The 15799-nt window shown below is 71.2% G+C and carries 15 protein-coding genes and 1 pseudogene; 8 read left to right on the top strand and 8 right to left on the bottom strand.

Going from position 1 to position 15799, the window contains the following annotated elements; translation table 11 throughout:
• Positions 1 to 34: 34 nt before the first annotated feature.
• Positions 35 to 631, bottom strand: a complete 597-nt coding sequence (locus ACIBAG_RS15425; RefSeq protein ID WP_399105086.1) for a TauD/TfdA family dioxygenase — start codon at positions 629 to 631, stop codon at positions 35 to 37.
• A 163-nt stretch (positions 632 to 794) separates the two neighbouring features.
• Positions 795 to 1041: pseudogene (locus ACIBAG_RS15420) on the bottom strand (transposase family protein); the annotation flags it as partial.
• 324 nt (positions 1042 to 1365) lie between these two features.
• Here ACIBAG_RS15420 and ACIBAG_RS15415 point away from each other — a divergent pair.
• On the top strand, positions 1366 to 2343 hold the full coding sequence (locus tag ACIBAG_RS15415) for a pentalenene synthase (RefSeq protein ID WP_399105084.1): 978 nt from the start codon (positions 1366 to 1368) through the stop codon (positions 2341 to 2343).
• A gap of 306 nt (positions 2344 to 2649) precedes the next feature.
• Here the strand turns inward: ACIBAG_RS15415 and ACIBAG_RS15410 are convergent, their stop codons facing one another.
• The 6 genes from ACIBAG_RS15410 to ACIBAG_RS15385 form a co-directional block, all read right to left on the bottom strand.
• On the bottom strand, positions 2650 to 3246 hold the full coding sequence (locus ACIBAG_RS15410) for an IS5 family transposase (RefSeq protein ID WP_399105435.1): 597 nt from the start codon (positions 3244 to 3246) through the stop codon (positions 2650 to 2652).
• Between the two features lie 98 nt (positions 3247 to 3344).
• Positions 3345 to 3965, bottom strand: coding sequence for an HAD-IA family hydrolase (locus tag ACIBAG_RS15405; RefSeq protein WP_399105082.1), 621 nt, complete (start codon positions 3963 to 3965; stop codon positions 3345 to 3347).
• Position 3966: 1 nt separating this feature from the next.
• The gene (locus ACIBAG_RS15400) at positions 3967 to 4503 is read right to left on the bottom strand and encodes a hypothetical protein (RefSeq protein WP_399105080.1); all 537 of its coding nucleotides are present in this window, start codon (positions 4501 to 4503) and stop codon (positions 3967 to 3969) included.
• Between the two features lie 273 nt (positions 4504 to 4776).
• On the bottom strand, positions 4777 to 5346 hold the full coding sequence (locus tag ACIBAG_RS15395) for a hypothetical protein (protein WP_399105078.1): 570 nt from the start codon (positions 5344 to 5346) through the stop codon (positions 4777 to 4779).
• Between the two features lie 58 nt (positions 5347 to 5404).
• Positions 5405 to 8092, bottom strand: coding sequence for a pyruvate, phosphate dikinase (gene ppdK / locus ACIBAG_RS15390; protein ID WP_399105433.1), 2688 nt, complete (start codon positions 8090 to 8092; stop codon positions 5405 to 5407).
• A gap of 15 nt (positions 8093 to 8107) precedes the next feature.
• Positions 8108 to 9010 carry a universal stress protein gene (locus ACIBAG_RS15385; RefSeq protein WP_399105076.1) on the bottom strand — a complete coding sequence of 301 codons (903 nt, stop codon included), beginning with the start codon at positions 9008 to 9010 and terminating at the stop codon, positions 8108 to 8110.
• A gap of 181 nt (positions 9011 to 9191) precedes the next feature.
• Here ACIBAG_RS15385 and ACIBAG_RS15380 point away from each other — a divergent pair, with 181 nt between their 5' ends.
• From ACIBAG_RS15380 to ACIBAG_RS15350, 7 genes are all read left to right on the top strand, one after another.
• Positions 9192 to 10016, top strand: coding sequence for a universal stress protein (locus ACIBAG_RS15380; RefSeq protein ID WP_399105074.1), 825 nt, complete (start codon positions 9192 to 9194; stop codon positions 10014 to 10016).
• Between the two features lie 114 nt (positions 10017 to 10130).
• On the top strand, positions 10131 to 10637 hold the full coding sequence (locus tag ACIBAG_RS15375; protein ID WP_399105072.1) for a hydrogenase maturation protease: 507 nt from the start codon (positions 10131 to 10133) through the stop codon (positions 10635 to 10637).
• A complete protein-coding gene (gene hypF, locus ACIBAG_RS15370) occupies positions 10634 to 12925 on the top strand; it encodes a carbamoyltransferase HypF (RefSeq protein WP_399105070.1) in 2292 nt (763 codons plus the stop codon). Before ACIBAG_RS15375 ends, hypF begins: the two co-directional genes overlap by 4 nt.
• 6 nt (positions 12926 to 12931) lie before the next feature.
• On the top strand, positions 12932 to 13189 hold the full coding sequence (locus ACIBAG_RS15365; RefSeq protein ID WP_399105068.1) for a HypC/HybG/HupF family hydrogenase formation chaperone: 258 nt from the start codon (positions 12932 to 12934) through the stop codon (positions 13187 to 13189).
• A gap of 187 nt (positions 13190 to 13376) precedes the next feature.
• Positions 13377 to 14531 carry a 4Fe-4S dicluster domain-containing protein gene (locus tag ACIBAG_RS15360; protein WP_399105066.1) on the top strand — a complete coding sequence of 385 codons (1155 nt, stop codon included), beginning with the start codon at positions 13377 to 13379 and terminating at the stop codon, positions 14529 to 14531.
• The gene (locus ACIBAG_RS15355; RefSeq protein WP_399105064.1) at positions 14531 to 14995 is read left to right on the top strand and encodes a Crp/Fnr family transcriptional regulator; all 465 of its coding nucleotides are present in this window, start codon (positions 14531 to 14533) and stop codon (positions 14993 to 14995) included. The genes ACIBAG_RS15360 and ACIBAG_RS15355 overlap by 1 nt, the downstream gene beginning before the upstream one ends.
• Positions 14992 to 15798 carry an FAD/NAD(P)-binding protein gene (locus ACIBAG_RS15350; protein WP_399105062.1) on the top strand — a complete coding sequence of 269 codons (807 nt, stop codon included), beginning with the start codon at positions 14992 to 14994 and terminating at the stop codon, positions 15796 to 15798. Before ACIBAG_RS15355 ends, ACIBAG_RS15350 begins: the two co-directional genes overlap by 4 nt.
• The last annotated feature ends 1 nt before the right edge of the window (position 15799 follow it).

Below are 15799 nucleotides of genomic sequence, written 5' to 3'. Positions count from 1 at the left end.
GCCGCGGACTTCAGCTGTGGAAGATAGGGCTGAACTATCGGGCTCCAGCGTGCGCGTCCATCGAGCCGCAGTCGAATGGAAACCCGCTGGCTGCGGTGGACGGTGAACACCTGCGTGGTGTGACCGTCTCCAGCTCCGAAGAACGCTGTGCCAGTGCCAGCCCAGCCTCTCGTCCACCGAGGAACAGGTCAGTGTGGATGGCCTGCCCGTCGGTGAGCAGGGATTCTCCCCGTGTCACCGCGGCCTGCCCGCACACGAGAAGCATCAGGCGGGGCGGTTCGGGCGTGCCGGAGCGTTCGGTGTGCGGGTCGAGCCCCCCGTTACCGAATCCAGCAAAGCCCGCTCGGTGCGCGTGCCGACGTGTGTCGCGAATGGTGGTGAGGCCGTCCGAGTCGCTGTCGCGATGCGGTATGAGGCTCATGATCCGAGCGGCGAAGGCGAGCACGGTCTTGCGCGAGGTGAGGCCATCGAAAAGGACCAGGCCCACGTCCCGCGATTGCGCCGCAATCGCCGCCTCCACGCCGGGTGCCGCGAGGTCGATGCGGTGGTGCGCGAACGCGTCGGCGAACGGCTCTTGAGCTCGGCGCATCACTGTTCGGTTGTGGGTGGCGTGGTACGTTCCGAGCGCCACCGGCCCTCCGTGGAATCCGAGGAGAGCGATGGCGTACACGCCCCCTACCTGGCTCGTCTCCGTCAAGGGCGTGGCTTTGGACAGCCGTCGTCGCGTACTGCTGCTGAAGAACGAACGCGAGGAGTGGGAGCTGCCCGGGGGGCCGGCTCGAAGCAGCGGACGCCACGGTCCGCAGCCGACTTCGACACCCCGAACAGCGGCGCCAGCTGCCGCAGGGTGAGGTTCGTCCGCCAGTAAGCGGCGACCAGCAGCACGCGGTCCTCCAGCAGCAGGCTCCAGGGCCGGCCCCTGCGGACGGGGTCTACACCCTCGCGCCGCAACACCGCGATCGGCTTGCCGAACTGACGCGGGCTCAGCCCGGTGAACGGGGCTATCCAGGACGGCTCCGACGCCGTGATCACACATGCCACCACAAGATCATCACCGAAGACCCCAGGGTCGCCTGACCCCTCCACGGCGCACCATGTACCAACCGTTGGTACTGGCTCAACACGCCAGACTTGGCGCTCACCACAGAGAGCCCCCGGTGTGCCTATTGGCCGACCGCACCTCCTGGTCTACTGGTCGCAGCCGAACTCGCACGCACGCCGCGCACCCTGGCCACATGCGGGCCCTCCGTGCGGTTTCGGCCCCGCAGGAGGAACCCCTTGTCCACGCAACAGGACCAGGACGGGGCGGCTCCGACCGGGAAGCGCACACGGCAGACACGCCGAAGAACGGATGACGGGATCTGGATGCCGATCCCGCCCCAGCGCCATCCCGAGGCTGCCGCAGCCCTGGAACGCCACATCACATGGATGCGCCACACCGGACTGCTGGCTGGCGAAACGAGTGTCGCGCGCTACCGCAGCTGGCACCCCGAAGATGTCGCCGCCCGCTGGTTTCACGCCTGCAGCAGCCCGGACCTGGACCTGGGATGCAGCTTCGTGGGCTGGTTCTGCACCTTCGACGACCAATTCGACGGCACGCTGGGCCGCGACCCGCAAGCCGTTCAGGCCCACATCGAGACCCTGCGGGAGCTGGTGCACTCGGCACCCGGCGTGACGCTGCGCGGGGCACCCCCCGTCGCGGTCGCCTTCGCCGACCTGTGGGCCCGCGAGCAGGACGGGATGTCTCCCGCCTGGCGTTCTCGCGCGTTACGGCACTGGGACCAGTATCTACAGGCCCAAGTCCAAGAAGCCGTCCATCGCCGCGACGATCTCGAGCCCGGCGTGGAGGAGTACCTGCAACTGCGTTACGCCAGCGGGTTCATGCCACCCCTGTGGGACGCGGTCGAACGCATCTGGCGCTGCGAGGTTCCCGCCGCAGCGTACGACAGCCCCCTACTGCACGCTATGCGGGACGCCGCCAACCAGAACATCAACATCGTCAACGACGTGTACTCCCTGGCCAAGGAAGAAGCCCGCGGCGATCACCACAATCTCGTCCTCGTCCTGGAGCGGCAGGAAGCCTGCAGCCGTGCAGATGCGCTGAAGACCACGTACCGCATGATCAACGACTGGATGCAGGAGTTCCTGACAGCGGAGGCACAACTGCCGCTCCTGTACGACACCCTCGGCATGTCCCCTTCCGCCCGCGCCGCTGTGGCCCGGTTCACCCAAGGCATGCGGGCTGCCATCCGCGGCAACTACGACTGGTGCTCCCGCACCACCCGATACCACGGCCCCCTCAACTCCTCAGACCCCGCCGCCGACAGCACCACTGAGCCGTAGATCAATTGCGGGACAGCGCTAAAAGCGTGTTGCACAAGGCCGTGAGCTGGGCATCTCCCGGGTATGGCCGGGGTGTTAAGGGTTGACCGAGTGTAGGTGGAGACATTCACCGGGCCGCGAGTGGCGCAGTTTGCGGGTCTGTAGAAGGTGGTGCGGGAGCGGGGCGGTGACGGCACCTTGCGGGGCCGGCCGTTCTACGAGCGATTCGTAGCATCCGGCTTGCCAGACGGGATCAAGACGCCACTGCCGGGCCCCGGCTTCGCCTGCATCGGCGCAGATCAAGCAGTGGCCCGCTAGGGTCCGTCTTCAAACGGATCTTGCCCAGAGCAGCAACGATGCGAGAGAGACCGCTGCTTCGTAGGAAGTGGCGGTCTTGTCGTATCGGGTGGCGATGCCGGGGAAGCTCTTGAGCCGGTTGAAGCGGCGTTCGACGGTGTTACGTCGGTGGTAGATCACCCGGTCGACCCGCGGCGGGCGACCACCGCCCCGGCCCCGGTTGCGGCGGTGGCGTTGCTGGTCTTGCTTCTCTGGGATGGTGTGGCTGATGCCTCGCTTGCGGAGGTAGGCGCGGAAGCCGCGGGAGGCGTAGGCCTTGTCCGCGACCACGTGGTCCGGTCCGCAGCGCGGTCGGCCCCGACCGAGGCGGGGCACTCGGATCCGCTCGAGAAGTGGGCGTGCGCAGACGCCGTCGTGACGCCGGCCGGCCGTGAGCATGATGGCCAGTGGCCGTCCCAGGCCGTCACGGGCAAGGAGGGGACAGCGGACACAGCTGTGTTCATGCTGGCAGCTGGCGCCGTAGGCACGACCGCAGTCGCCCGGGGCGACCTTCCGACGTTCGAAGTGGCCGAGGAACTCGTTCCATTCCTCGTCGGTCGGGGTCCGGTATTCCTCGCTGGGCCGCAGGGCTCGTCGACGGGCGATGAAGGCCCGGTGGCCGTTGAGGGCTTCCTCGGGATAAACCGCGAATGGTGACGTCGGGTTTGGAACTCCCGGAATGCCCTTCAGCTCGATCCGTTGAGAAGCGGCGATAGAGCCTCGTGTAGATCTTCGAGCTGGCGGTAGTGGAGAGCGGTCATCCCGGCTTCGCGGGCCGCTGTGACATTGGCTTTGGTGTCGTCGATGAACAAGCAGCGGTCGATCGCCGCGTCGAGACGCTCGGCAGCGGTGTGGTAGACACGAAGATCGGGTTTCGCGACGCCGATGCGCGCGGTGTTCACAACGGTATCGGCGAGGTCGGCGAGTCCCTGGCGTTCCAGGTCCCACTCCAACCGGGTGGTTGCGTTGGAGACCAAGGCGACGGACGCGACCTCGCGTACTTTCCCGAGCAGCGCGACGACGTCTTGATCGACTGCGGGCAGGAGAGCGGACCAGGCTCGCACGGACGCATCCGCTCGTTCCTTTGATCCGTGGCGGGCGGCGAGGTCGGCGGCGACCGCCGATCGCCACTGCTCGTCGGTGATCTTCCCCGTGATGGCCGGGTGCAGGCGGGCGGGTGCGAACGCTGAGGCTGCGAGCGCGCCGATGGGAAGTCCGTGCTCGTGCTCCAGCTTGTCGGCGGCTGGCCAATGGCGGATCACGCCGTCGATGTCGCAGAGCACGGCGTCGTAGGGCAGAAGAGGCATGTCACTCCTGGGTGCTGGTTCGGTGGCTGACCTCGGCGGCGTAGGCGGCCCAGTCGCCGGCGGCGGCTCGCTGCCATTTGACGACGACGGTGATGTCGAGGCCGAGGGTGCGGGCAAGGACGCCTGCGGGCAGCTCGGTGGTGAGCTGGAACAGGGCGGTCGAGCGGGCTTCGGCGAGCCGGATGCCGAAGTTGCGGAGCCGTTCTCCCATGGCCCAGGCACTGATCGGGCGGCCGGGCTGGCCGCCGGGAAAGAGGCAGGGAGAGTCCGAGCGGGCGAGGACGGCATGGCTGCGTCGGACTTCGACTTGCTGCAGGGCCAATTGGGCAACCGGTTCTGGTAGCTCGACCGGGACGACGCCGAGGCGGATGCGGACGGTTCCGTCCCTCTCCTCGACGTCCTTGACGGTGAGCCGGGAGATCACGGCGGGCCACTGAGCATAAGGGAGCAACAGCAGGCCGGCGAGGCGGTCTTCAGGCTTGAGCATGTGGTCGTGCAGCAAGCGTCGGGCGGTGGCCCAGCGGGCTTCATCGTCCATATGCAGTCATCACAGCTTACCGAGAGGCGCAGAACGCTCGCACTGGTCTACCGGAAGACACATTTACAGAAACCGACTATCGCGCGCTCTTCAGTCGCTGCTTTTGGGACGAAGAGAAAATACCTATGCCGCTTGGCTCTAGCTTCTACGCCCATATCATGGCGGCTGAGGCCCGTTTCATCAGCTCCCCCACGAGAGCGCTATCGCATCATCAGGGAACCTTGTGAGCCTGAGTGCATGCGCCACCGGGCGGCGTCCACGATGCTCCAGGCCCTATTCGGGTCGGCGCTCGGTCAGCTTGGCCTGGTCCAGGGTGGCGGGGAGGGCGTCCCAGCCGGGCTCGCGGCGTACGGAGTCGGGCTGCTCGGGCAGCGCGGCTTCGAGGGTGCCGGCGTACCGCTCTCGTATGGGTTCGGGGAGGAGACGGCCGTGCTCGCACATCGCGTGCATGGGGGCAGCGGCGGCTGATCGGTAGGCACTGCGCAGGTGTTGAGCGGCGCGTTGGGCGGCGGCTGCCTGCTGGGCGTGGCCGCGGGCGGAGTGCCAGCGCACGGCGGCGATGGTGACGAGGACCATCGTGGACAGGAGCATCGCGGTGGTGCCGCCGTCTTCGCCTTTGCCGAGGGCGTTGCCGGCGCGGATGATGCCGCGGGCGGCGGAGCGGATGGCTCGGTTGTCGGCGCGCTCGGCGCGGATGTGGGAGCGGGTGGCACGTTCGAAGGCGCGAGCGGCCTCGACACGTTCCTTGCGGGACGAGGCCGGGGCGGTCTGGGCGAGTGCGTTCTCCCAGCCCAGCAACGACCCCGCCGGGTCTTCGGCGCGGCCGGCCGGTCCCGCACGCACAGGCTCGGGCCTGCTGTCCGCCGCAATGCACCGCTGCCGGGGCACTCACCCATGCACCTCACCTGGTGTCGCTGGTCCCGGTGCGGTCGGTGACGGCAGCCCGGCCCGCCTCCAGTCGGGCCGCCGGAATGCGGAACGGTGAGCAGGAGACGTAGTCCAGTCCGGCCCGGTGGAAGAAGTGGATGGAGTCGGGGTCGCCGCCGTGCTCACCGCACACCCCGGTCTCAAGGCGGGGGTTGACGGAGCGTCCGGCCTCCACAGCCAGCTCCACGAGCCGCCCGACGCCCTCCTGGTCGATCGAGTCGAACGGCGACACCGCGAAGACTCCCTTCTCCAGATAGAGCGGGAAGAAGGAGGCCTCGGCGTCGTCACGGGACAGGCCCCAGGTGGTCTGGGTGAGGTCATTGGTACCGAAGGAGAAGAAGTCGGCGGCCTCGGCGATGTGTCCGGCGGTGAGGGCGGCACGGGGCAGCTCGATCATCGTGCCGATCGGGCAGTCGAGGGTCGTGCAGGTCTCGGCCGCGACCTCGGCGAGAACGCGTTCGGCTTCGGTGCGGGCCAGGCGCAGTTCCTCGACCGTGCCGACGAGCGGGATCATGATCTCGGCGTGCGGCCGGCCTCCCGCGCTCAGACGATTCGTCACGGCTTCGGCGACGGCCCGCACCTGCATGGCCATCAGGCCGGGCACGGCCAGGCCAAGGCGCACACCGCGCAGGCCCAGCATCGGGTTCTGCTCCTGCATGCGCTCGACGGCGCGCAGGAGGTCGCGGTCGTGCAGGTCCGGGTTCGCCGCGGAGGCGAGGCGGACGGCGAGTTCGGTGCGGTCGGGCAGGAACTCGTGCAGTGGCGGGTCCAGCAGTCGGATCGTCACCGGAAGTCCGTCCATCGCCGTCAGGATGCCGATGAAGTCCTCGCGTTGCAGCGGCAGCAGGGCGGCCAGGGCCTTCTCTCGCGCAGTGTCGTCGCGGGCCAGGATCATCGCCTCCACCAGCGCCCTGCGCTCGCCGAGGAACATGTGCTCGGTGCGGCACAGGCCGATGCCCTGGGCGCCGAGGGCACGCGCGCGTGCGGCGTCCTCGGGTGTGTCGGCGTTCGCCCGCACCTCCAGGCGGCGTACGGAGTCGGCGTGGGCCAGCGCCCCCAGGACGGCCTCGGTGAGCGGTCCGGCTCCGGTGCCCGCTTCCAGAGCGCGGCCGACATCCGACGCGGTGAGCGGGAGTGCGCCGAGGTGGACCGTACCGGCGGTGCCGTCGACGGAGACGGTGTCGCCCTCGTGCACGACCGTACCCGTCTTCGTGGTGAACCGGCGGGCGACCGGGTCGACGGTGAGGGCCTCGGCGCCGCACACGCACACCTTGCCCATACCCCGGGCGACGACGGCGGCATGGCTGGTCTTGCCGCCCCGGCTGGTCAGCACCGCCTCGGCGGCGATCATGCCGGGCAGGTCGTCGGGGGTGGTCTCCCGGCGCACCAGGACCACGTGCTCGCCGGTCGCGGCACGCCGTACGGCCTCTGCGGAGTCGAAGACGACGACGCCGACGGCCGCGCCCGGCGAGGCGGGCACGCCGTGGGCGAGGGGCACGTCGGCCGGGGTGGTGTCGAAGCGGGGGAACATCAGCCGGGTCAGTGCGGCCCCGTCGACGCGCACCAGGGCCTCGTCGGCGCTGATCGTGCCGTCGGCACTCAGGTCGTGGGCGATGCGGAAGGCGGCCTCGGCGGTGCGCTTGCCGACGCGGGTCTGCAGGATCCACAGCTTGCCGCGCTCGACGGTGAACTCGACGTCGCACAGGTCGCGGTAGTGGTCCTCCAGGGTGCGCAGGTGGTCGCCGAGTTCGACGTACGTGCGCGGGGCGAGGACCTTCAGTTCGCTCAGGGGCAGGGCGTCGCGGACGCCCGCGACGACGTCCTCGCCCTGGGCGTCGGGCAGGTAGTCGCCGTACACGCCGCTCTCGCCGCTGGCGGGATCGCGGGTGAAGGCGACGCCGGTGCAGGAGTCCGGGCCGAGATTGCCGAAGACCATGGCCTGGACGTTGACGGCGGTGCCGAGGTCCTCGGGGATGTGTTCGCGTCGGCGGTAGACGCGGGCGCGTTCGCCGTTCCAGGAGTCGAAGACCGCACGGATGGCGCGGGCCAGTTGTTCTGCGGGGTCCTGTGGGAAGTCCTCGCCGGTCTCCTTGCGGATGATGTCCTTGAACTCATCGGTGAGCTCGACGAGTTCAACGCTGTCGAGTTCGTGGTCGGTGGCGACCGCACGCCGGGCCTTGTGGGCGGCGATGGCTTGCTCGAACAGGTCGCCGTCCACGCCCATCACGGTCCGGCCGAACATCTGGATCAGCCTCCGGTAGGAGTCCCAGGCGAACCGCTCTTGCCCAGAGGCCTTGGCGAGCCCGGTGACCGACCGGTCGTTGAGGCCGATGTCGAGGATCGTCTCCATCATGCCCGGCATGGAGAAACGGGCGCCGGAGCGCACGGACACCAGCAGCGGGTCGTCGGGCGCCCCGAGCGTGCGGCCCATGGCCCGTTCCAGGCCGGCCAGCGCCTGCGCCGCCTCGACGCCGAGCTCGTCCGGTTCCTCGCCTGTGGCCAGGTAGACCTTGCAGGCCTCGGTGGTGACGGTGAAGCCAGGCGGGACGGGCAGGCCCAGGCGGGTCATTTCGGCGAGCCCCGCTCCCTTGCCGCCGAGAAGGTCGGCCATCTCCCGGCTGCCCTCGGCGAATTCGTACACGTACTTGGTGGGCGCGCTCATCAGGTCCACGGCCTCTCACTCGTGGGGGACGACGGCCACGGGGCAGCCGACGTGATGGATGGCGGCGTGAGTGACCGCTCCGGTGCGCGGGCCGGTCGGGCGCTCGGTCATCCGGCGGCCGACAACGAGCAGGCTCGCCCCGGTGGATGCTCGGACCAGAACCGACTGCGGGCGGCCCTCGGTCACCGTCTCGGCCACCTCCACCTCGGAGTACTTGTCCCGCCAGACCTTCAGCACGGCCGTGAGGAAGCCGAGCCACTCGTCGGCCTGCTCCCGGCCGTTCACCAGACCGATGTCACCGGGGCCGAGCCCCAACGGCGACCGCTCCTGCCAGGCGTGCACGACGTGCAGGCGCGCGCCGCGCAGCCGGGCCGCCTCGAAAGCGAACTCGATCACGTCGTCGCAGGGGTCGTCAAGGTCGATGCCCAGGACGACGTCCCGGTAGCCGGTGCGGGTGGACAGGCTGCCGTCGGCGTCCGGAAGATGCTCGTCGGACGCCTCCTCGCCCGCACGGACGAGGACGACCGGGCGGACGGCCCGTGCCACCACGCCCAGGGCGACCGAGCCGATCAGGAACCCGGTGAATCCACTGAGGCCGCGCGATCCCAGTACCAGCAGTTCGGCCTGCTCGGCAGCGTGCAGAAGGGCGCCGGTCGCGGGTCCCTCGATCTGTTCCTCGTCGAGTTTGACGCCGGGGCAGGTACGGCGGATGCGGTCCTCGGCCTGGCGCAGCGCACGCCGGGCCAGATACCGCTGGACCGTTGTCGCCGACGCGTCGGCTCCCTCGTGGGGATGCCAGCTCCAGACGTGCACCAGACGCAGCGGCCGGTCGCGGCGCGCCGCCTCGCGGGCGGCCCACTCGGCGGCGGCGAGGCTCTCGGCGGATCCGTCGACTCCGGCCATGACGGGCGGAAGCATGGCGCGCACCTCCTGTGGTCGGTCTGCTCCTCGGTGCCAGCGTCGGGCCGCGGTTCACCGGCGGGTATGGGCCGCCAGGGCTCCGATGCGGGCCCGTTCGGCCCCTGTGTGCGGGCCGACTCCCCGGCGACGCTGGGCTTGCCCGGGCACCGAGTTCCCCTCGGGGGGAAGGCGGCACGTCATGCAGCGAGTGATCATCACCGGCGTCGACCGGTCGGCACGCAGCCGTGCCGCGGCCGACTGGGCCGCGCGCGAGGCGCTGTCGCGTGAACTGCCTTTGCGGGTGGTCCACGTGTCGCCGCCGGACGGTCCGGAACCGGCCGAGCAGTGGCCGTACCACCCCGAGGCAGTGGCGGACCATGTGGTCGCCGCACTCACCCACCGGCACCCGGCGTTGCGGGCCGAGGGCCTGCACCTCTGCGGGGCTCCGGCGGCGGCCCGGCACACAGTGACGGGGGACGCGGAGCTGCTTGTGCTCGGTCTGCGAGGCGAGGGCAGTCATCCCAGCGTCTCCATGGGCTCGACCGCCATGGCTCTGGCCCGGTCCTGCGAGCGGCCGGTGGTGCTGGTCCCCGGCAGCCTCTCCGGAGAGAGGCCTCCCGGCCATGCCAACGCCGTGACGCTCGGAATCGATGCCCGCAACCCGGCGAGCCGGGCCGTCGGCGTCGCCTTCGAGGCGGCCCGACTGCGCGGCACGCGGCTGCACGCCGTGGATGCCTGGACGCTCCCCACGCAGGCGGCGCAGCGGCCCTTCCCCGTCCTGGAGGAGGATCGCGCCACCTGGGAGGACGACGAGGTACAGCGGCTGTCGGACGCGCTGCGGCCGTGGCGCGGCAAGTATCCGGAGGTCGACGTCCTGGAGGACGTCGTCCTGCTCGCCCCGGACGTGGCACTCGCCCATGCCGCCGAGAGCTCCGGTCTCGTTGTGGTCGGCCGCCGCTCGGGCCGTACGGCACTCGCGCTACTCCAGCACGCCATGTGCCCGGTCGCGGTCGTGCCGGTGTAGCGCGCAACGGGATCACGGCACCGACAGGCAGGGCGGCCGCCGAGGATGGTCGGCCCCAGGACCGGGGTCGTTCGGCCCATGCGGCGCACAGCGGTCGTGGCCCACGGTGGGGGCATGAGGAGCCGCGGTCGGATCGCCGTGATCGGCGTCGGGAACGAGTTCCGGCGCGACGACGGTGTGGGCTGGGCCGTGCTAGCCCGGCTGTGCGAGCGGGGCGAGGACCGGCCGTTGTTGCCGGACGTCGACCTCGCGATCTGCGACGGCGAGCCGGGTCGGCTGATCGGCCTGTGGGAGGGCGCCCACCTCGCGGTCGTCGTCGACGCTGCGCACGCCCACCCGGGCACCCCCGGCCGCGTGCATCGCCTCGAACTCGACGCCGGGCTCCTCGCACAGCCCGCGACCACGAGTTCTCACGGGCTGGGGCTGGGTGAGGCGGTCGAGCTGGCCCGGGTGCTGGGCCTGCTGCCCGAGCGGCTGATCGTGTACGCCGTCGAGGGCGCCGAGAGCGAGCTGGGCACCGGCCTCTCCCCTGCCGTCGCGGACGCGGTGGAGCCGCTCGTGCGGGCTGTCGAGGACGAGATCGCGCGGAACGGGGACGTCTCAGCCAGGGGGCGGACATGACCGTGCGCCGTTTCCTCGTCGAAGGCATCGTCCAGGGCGTCGGCTTCAGGCCCTTCGTCTATCGCACCGCGTCCGAGCTCGGCCTGGCCGGCTGGGTGGCCAACGTCAACGGTCATGTCGAGGGCGAGGTCGCCGGCCCGACGCGCACGATCGAGGAGTTCGCCGCCCGCCTGCGCACCGACTCACCGGCCCTCGCCCGGGTGCGCCGCGTCCGGCTGACCGACGGTGTGCGGCAGTCGCCGTACGACCGGGGTTTCCAGGTACGGCTCAGCGCCCCCGGCGACTCGGCCACGGCACCCCGCGAGATCCCGCCCGACGCGGCGATCTGCGACGCCTGCCTGGGCGAGCTGTACGACCCGAACGACCGCCGCTACCGCTACCCGTTCATCAACTGCACTGACTGCGGCCCCCGCGCCACGATCATCGAGGACCTGCCGTACGACCGGATCCGCACGACCATGCGCCGCTTCCCGCTGTGCGCCGCCTGCGCCGCCGAGTACGCCGACCCCGGCAACCGGCGCTTCCACGCGGAACCCGTCGCCTGCCCCGTCTGCGGGCCACGTCTGGCCTGGGAGGAACTGCGTGGTGAGGAGGCACTGCGGGCGGCGGTGAAGACGGTCGACGGGCGCGGGATCGTCGCGCTGAAAGGGCTGGGCGGCTACCAGCTGGTATGCGATGCGGGCGACCCGGCGGTCGTGGCAGAGCTACGGCGCCGTAAGGGCCGTCCGGCGAAACCGTTCGCCGTGATGGTCCCGGACATCGAGGCGGCCGCGCGGCTGGCGCAGATCAGCGCCGGCGAGCGCCAGGCCCTCACCTCTCCGGAGCGCCCCGTGGTGCTGCTGGGCAGGCGCCGGTGGCGTGGGCGAGCCGCCCCGCTCGCTCCCGAAGTCCACCCCGGACTGACCCGGGTCGGTCTGTTCCTGCCCACCACCGGCCTGCACCACCTCCTCCTGGACGAGCTGGCCCGGCCCCTCGTGGTCACCAGCGGCAACCTCAGCGACGAGCCGATCGCCATCGACGACGAAGTAGCTCAGGGCGCCCTCGCCGCCGTGGCGGACGGCTTCCTCACACACGACCGGCCGATCCGGGCCCGGTACGACGACTCCGTGGTGCAGTTCACCGGGCGGACGAGGATCACGGTCCGTCGGGCGCGCGGGCTCGCTCCCGCCGCGCTGCCGCTGGCCGTACGGCAGCCGGTGGCCGGGGCCGGCGCCCAGCTGAAGCACACGTTCACCCTGGCTGCCGACGGCCGGGCCCATATCGGGCCGCACACCGGGGACCTGGCCGATCTGCCGACGTACGACGCGTTCACGGCGTCGTACGCGCACCTCAAGGAACTCACGGGCATCGAACCGGTGGCCATCGCCCACGACCTGCACCCGGGCTGTCTCTCCACACAGTGGGCCGAGGCACAGACGCTGCGCCGGATCCCGGTGCAACACCACCACGCGCACGTGGCCGCCTGCGCAGCGGAACACGGGGTGCGCGGCCGATTCCTCGGGGTCGCCTACGACGGGCTGGGGCTGGGCGACGACGGCACGCTGTGGGGTGGCGAGATCCTCGTCGCCGATCGATGCGGCTACCGCCGCGTGGGCCGGTTCGCGCTGGCGCCCCTGCCCGGCGGCGACGCGGCGGTACGCCATCCCTCCCGCACCGCCCTCGGCCAGCTGCTGGGCGGCGAGCAGCTGGGCTCCCCGCGCCCGTATCCCTGGCTCACCCGGCCGTTCACCGACCGGCTCGACCCGGCCCAGGCCGACGTCGTGCGCGCCATGGTCGCGCGGAACGTCAACTGCCCACGTGCGTCGAGTGCCGGACGGCTCTTCGACACGGCGGCAGCACTGCTCGGCCTCGCCGACCAGGTGAGTTACGAGGGTGAGGCGGCCGTCCTGCTCGAAGCGGCGGCGGGCGACGAGCACGCCGTACCCCTCGCTCATCGGGTCGTACGGTCTCAGGGCCTGTGGGTGTACGACTCCTCACCGACCCTGGCCGATCTGCTGCGGCGACAGCTGGACGGGGAGCCGGTGACCCGGCTGGCGGCGGCCTTCCATCTGACGCTCGCGATCGTCACGGCCGAACTCGTGGCGCGGGCCGTGACCGAGGGCGCCCCGCGCACCGTGTGTCTGGGCGGCGGCTGCTTCGTCAACCGGCGGCTGCTGACCGAGGTGAAGCGCCGGCTGCGCGCGCAGGGGGTGCGGGTGCTGGTCGGCGGTCAGGTCCCGGTCGGGGACGGTGGCATCAGCTACGGCCAGGCGGCGGTCGCGGCCGCACGGCTGGCCGGGGAGGGGTGAGCGCGTATGTGCCTGGGCATTCCCGGCCGGGTTCTGGAGATCCATGACGACGCCGGGCTGCGGATGGCGAGTGTCGACTTCGGCGGTATCCAGCGCGAGGTCTGCCTGAGCTGCACGCCCGAGGCGGGCGTCGGGTCGTACGTCATCGTGCACGTCGGCTTCGCGATCACCCAGGTCGACGAGGCCGAAGCACAGCGGACGCTCGACGTGCTGCGGGCGATGTCGGGCGCGGTGGAGAGCGAACTGGGCGAGCCGCTTCCCTGACCGTCGGCGGGCGGGGTCCGAGAACGGGCGGGCGAGGCCACCCTGCCACGGTCCGCTTCCACGAACGGCACGCCCGAGGGGCCCGGTCGGCCCCCCGACAGGGCCGGTCAGCCCCTGCCGCGAGCGCTGTCACGGTCGGAACCTGGCAGTGGAAGAGCACGGATCCGCCAGGAAGAGGAGGACCGTCATGACCGCCCCCGCAGCCCCGGCCGTGCTCGACCGGGATGGTCTGAACGCGCTCGTCGCAGCTCTGGTGGCGCAGGGACGAACCGTCATCGGGCCGACCGTCCGCGACGGCGCGATAGTTCTGGCCGAGCTGACCTCGGCGGACGCGCTCCCCTACGGCTGGGGCGTCGAACTGGACGCCGGGCGGTATCGGCTGGTTCCTCGCGAGGACGGGGCGGCCTTCGCGCACAGTGCCGGCCCGCAGTCCTGGAAGTCCTACCTGCACCCGTCCCGGGAGCGGCTGTGGAGCGCAGACCGAACGCCCGGGGGAGGCGTCTGCTTCACTCCGGACGAGCCGGACGTGCCCTCGTACGCCTTCCTCGGCGTCCGCCCCTGTGACCTGCGGGCCATCGAGATCCAGGACCGAGTCCTGACCGGCGGGCGCTACGCGGACGACGGCTATGGGAGGCGTCGGCGCAAGGCGTTGCTGATCGCCGCGGAGTGCACCGAGCCCGGCGCGACGTGCTTCTGCATTTCCACCGGCGGCGGGCCCGCCGCCGACCCGGGCTACGACCTCGCGCTCACCGAGATCGTGGACGATGACGGGCACCGCTTCCTCGTACGCGTGGGCAGCGACGAGGGCGCCGAGCTCCTGGACGGGATACCGCACCGGAGCGCCGACCCGGTCACCGAGGAAACCGCAGGCGCGGCCGTGGACGCGGCCCGCGACCGCATGGGACGTTCACTGCCCCCGGTCGACCTGCGTGCCCTGATGGGCGCGAGCCTGGACGCCGAGCGCTGGGACGACGTCGCCGCCCGCTGTCTGACCTGCGGCAACTGCACGATGGTCTGCCCGACCTGCTTCTGCACGACCACCGAGGAGGTCACCGACCTCACCGGTGACCACACCGAGCGCTGGCAGCGCTGGGACTCCTGCTTCGACCTGGACTTCTCGTATCTGCACGGCGGCCCGGTCCGCTCCTCGGCCCGCGGCCGCTACCGGCAGTGGCTCACCCACAAGCTCTCCACCTGGCACGACCAGTTCGGCACCGCCGGATGCGTCGGCTGCGGGCGGTGCATCACCTGGTGCCCGGCCGGCATCGACATCACGGAGGAGGTCGCCGCTCTGGACGCCGAACGCGCCGGCCGGGCGGCTGTCGGAACGGAGACGGACTGATGCCTCCCTCGCTCGCCCTGCGCATGAACCACGCTCTGCCCGTCGAGCACCGCGAGCGGCTGCTGCGCGTTGGCCGCGAGGTGAGCTTCCCGCAGGGCGCCCGCCTGTTCGAGGAGGGCGGCCACGCCAACCACTTCTGGATCATCCGGGCCGGCACCGCCGCCCTCGACATGCATGTGCCCGGCCGACGGCCACCGGTCATCGAGACGCTCGGCGTGGGCGACCTCGTCGGCTGGTCCTGGCTGTACGAGCCGTACGTCTGGCAGCTGGGCGCCGAGGCCCTGACGCCGCTCACCACCTACGAGTTCGACGCCGTCGCCGTCCGTCTGATGTGCCTGAACGATCCCGAGTTCGGGCGTGCCGTCGAGCACTGGGTCGGCCGGGTGCTGGCGCACCGGCTGAACGCGGCCCGCGCCCGGCTGGTCGACCTGTACGGGATCTCTGAGACGAAGGAACCACGATGACCGCCGTGCCGGTCCCCCATCGCGTGGTCGCCCGCCGGGCGGAGACCGCGGACACGGTCACGCTGTGCCTGGAGCCGGTGGGTGCGGCACTGCCTGACTTCGCACCGGGACAGTTCGCGATGGTGCACTCCTTCGGTCGGGGTGAGATCCCCGTCTCGGTGAGTTCGGTGCAGGCCACGGGTGGTCTCGCGCACACGGTCCGCTCGGTGGGCGCGGTCTCCGACGGGCTGTGCGCGACCCGGGTCGGCGACGTCGTCGGCCTCCGTGGCCCGTACGGCAACACCTGGGAACTGGAGCGGGCGCACGGCGGTGACGTGCTGGTCGTGGCCGGCGGCATCGGACTCGCCCCGCTGCGGCCGCTGATCCTGAGTGCGCTGGCCGAGCCGGAGGCGTACCGCCGCGTCAACGTCCTGGTCGGGGCGCGCACCCCCGGCGACCTGATCGCCCGGCAGGAGATCGAGAGCTGGCCCACTGCGTTCACCGGAGTGACGGTCGACCAGCCCGACGCCGACTGGCGCGGGGACGTCGGCGTGGTCACTCAGCTGCTGGGGCGCGCGCAGTTCGAGCCGGACGGCACCTGGGCGTTCGTCTGCGGGCCCGAGCCGATGATCCGGGCCGCCGCCCGCGAACTCGCCCAGCGCGGTGTCCGCCGCGACCGTGTCCGCGTGTCGCTGGAGCGGAACATGCGCTGTGCGACCGGGCACTGCGGACACTGCCAGCTCGGCCCCTTGCTGCTGTGCCAGGTGGGCCCCGTCGTGAACTGGGCGCAGGCCGAACCCCTGCTGTCGGTGAGGGAGTTGTGAG

This window comes from Streptomyces sp. NPDC051243, assembly GCF_044455405.1.
GTDB lineage: Bacteria > Actinomycetota > Actinomycetes > Streptomycetales > Streptomycetaceae > Streptomyces.
The sequence above is the reverse complement of the archived record's forward strand: the minus strand, read 5'-3'. Positions and strand labels throughout refer to the sequence as shown.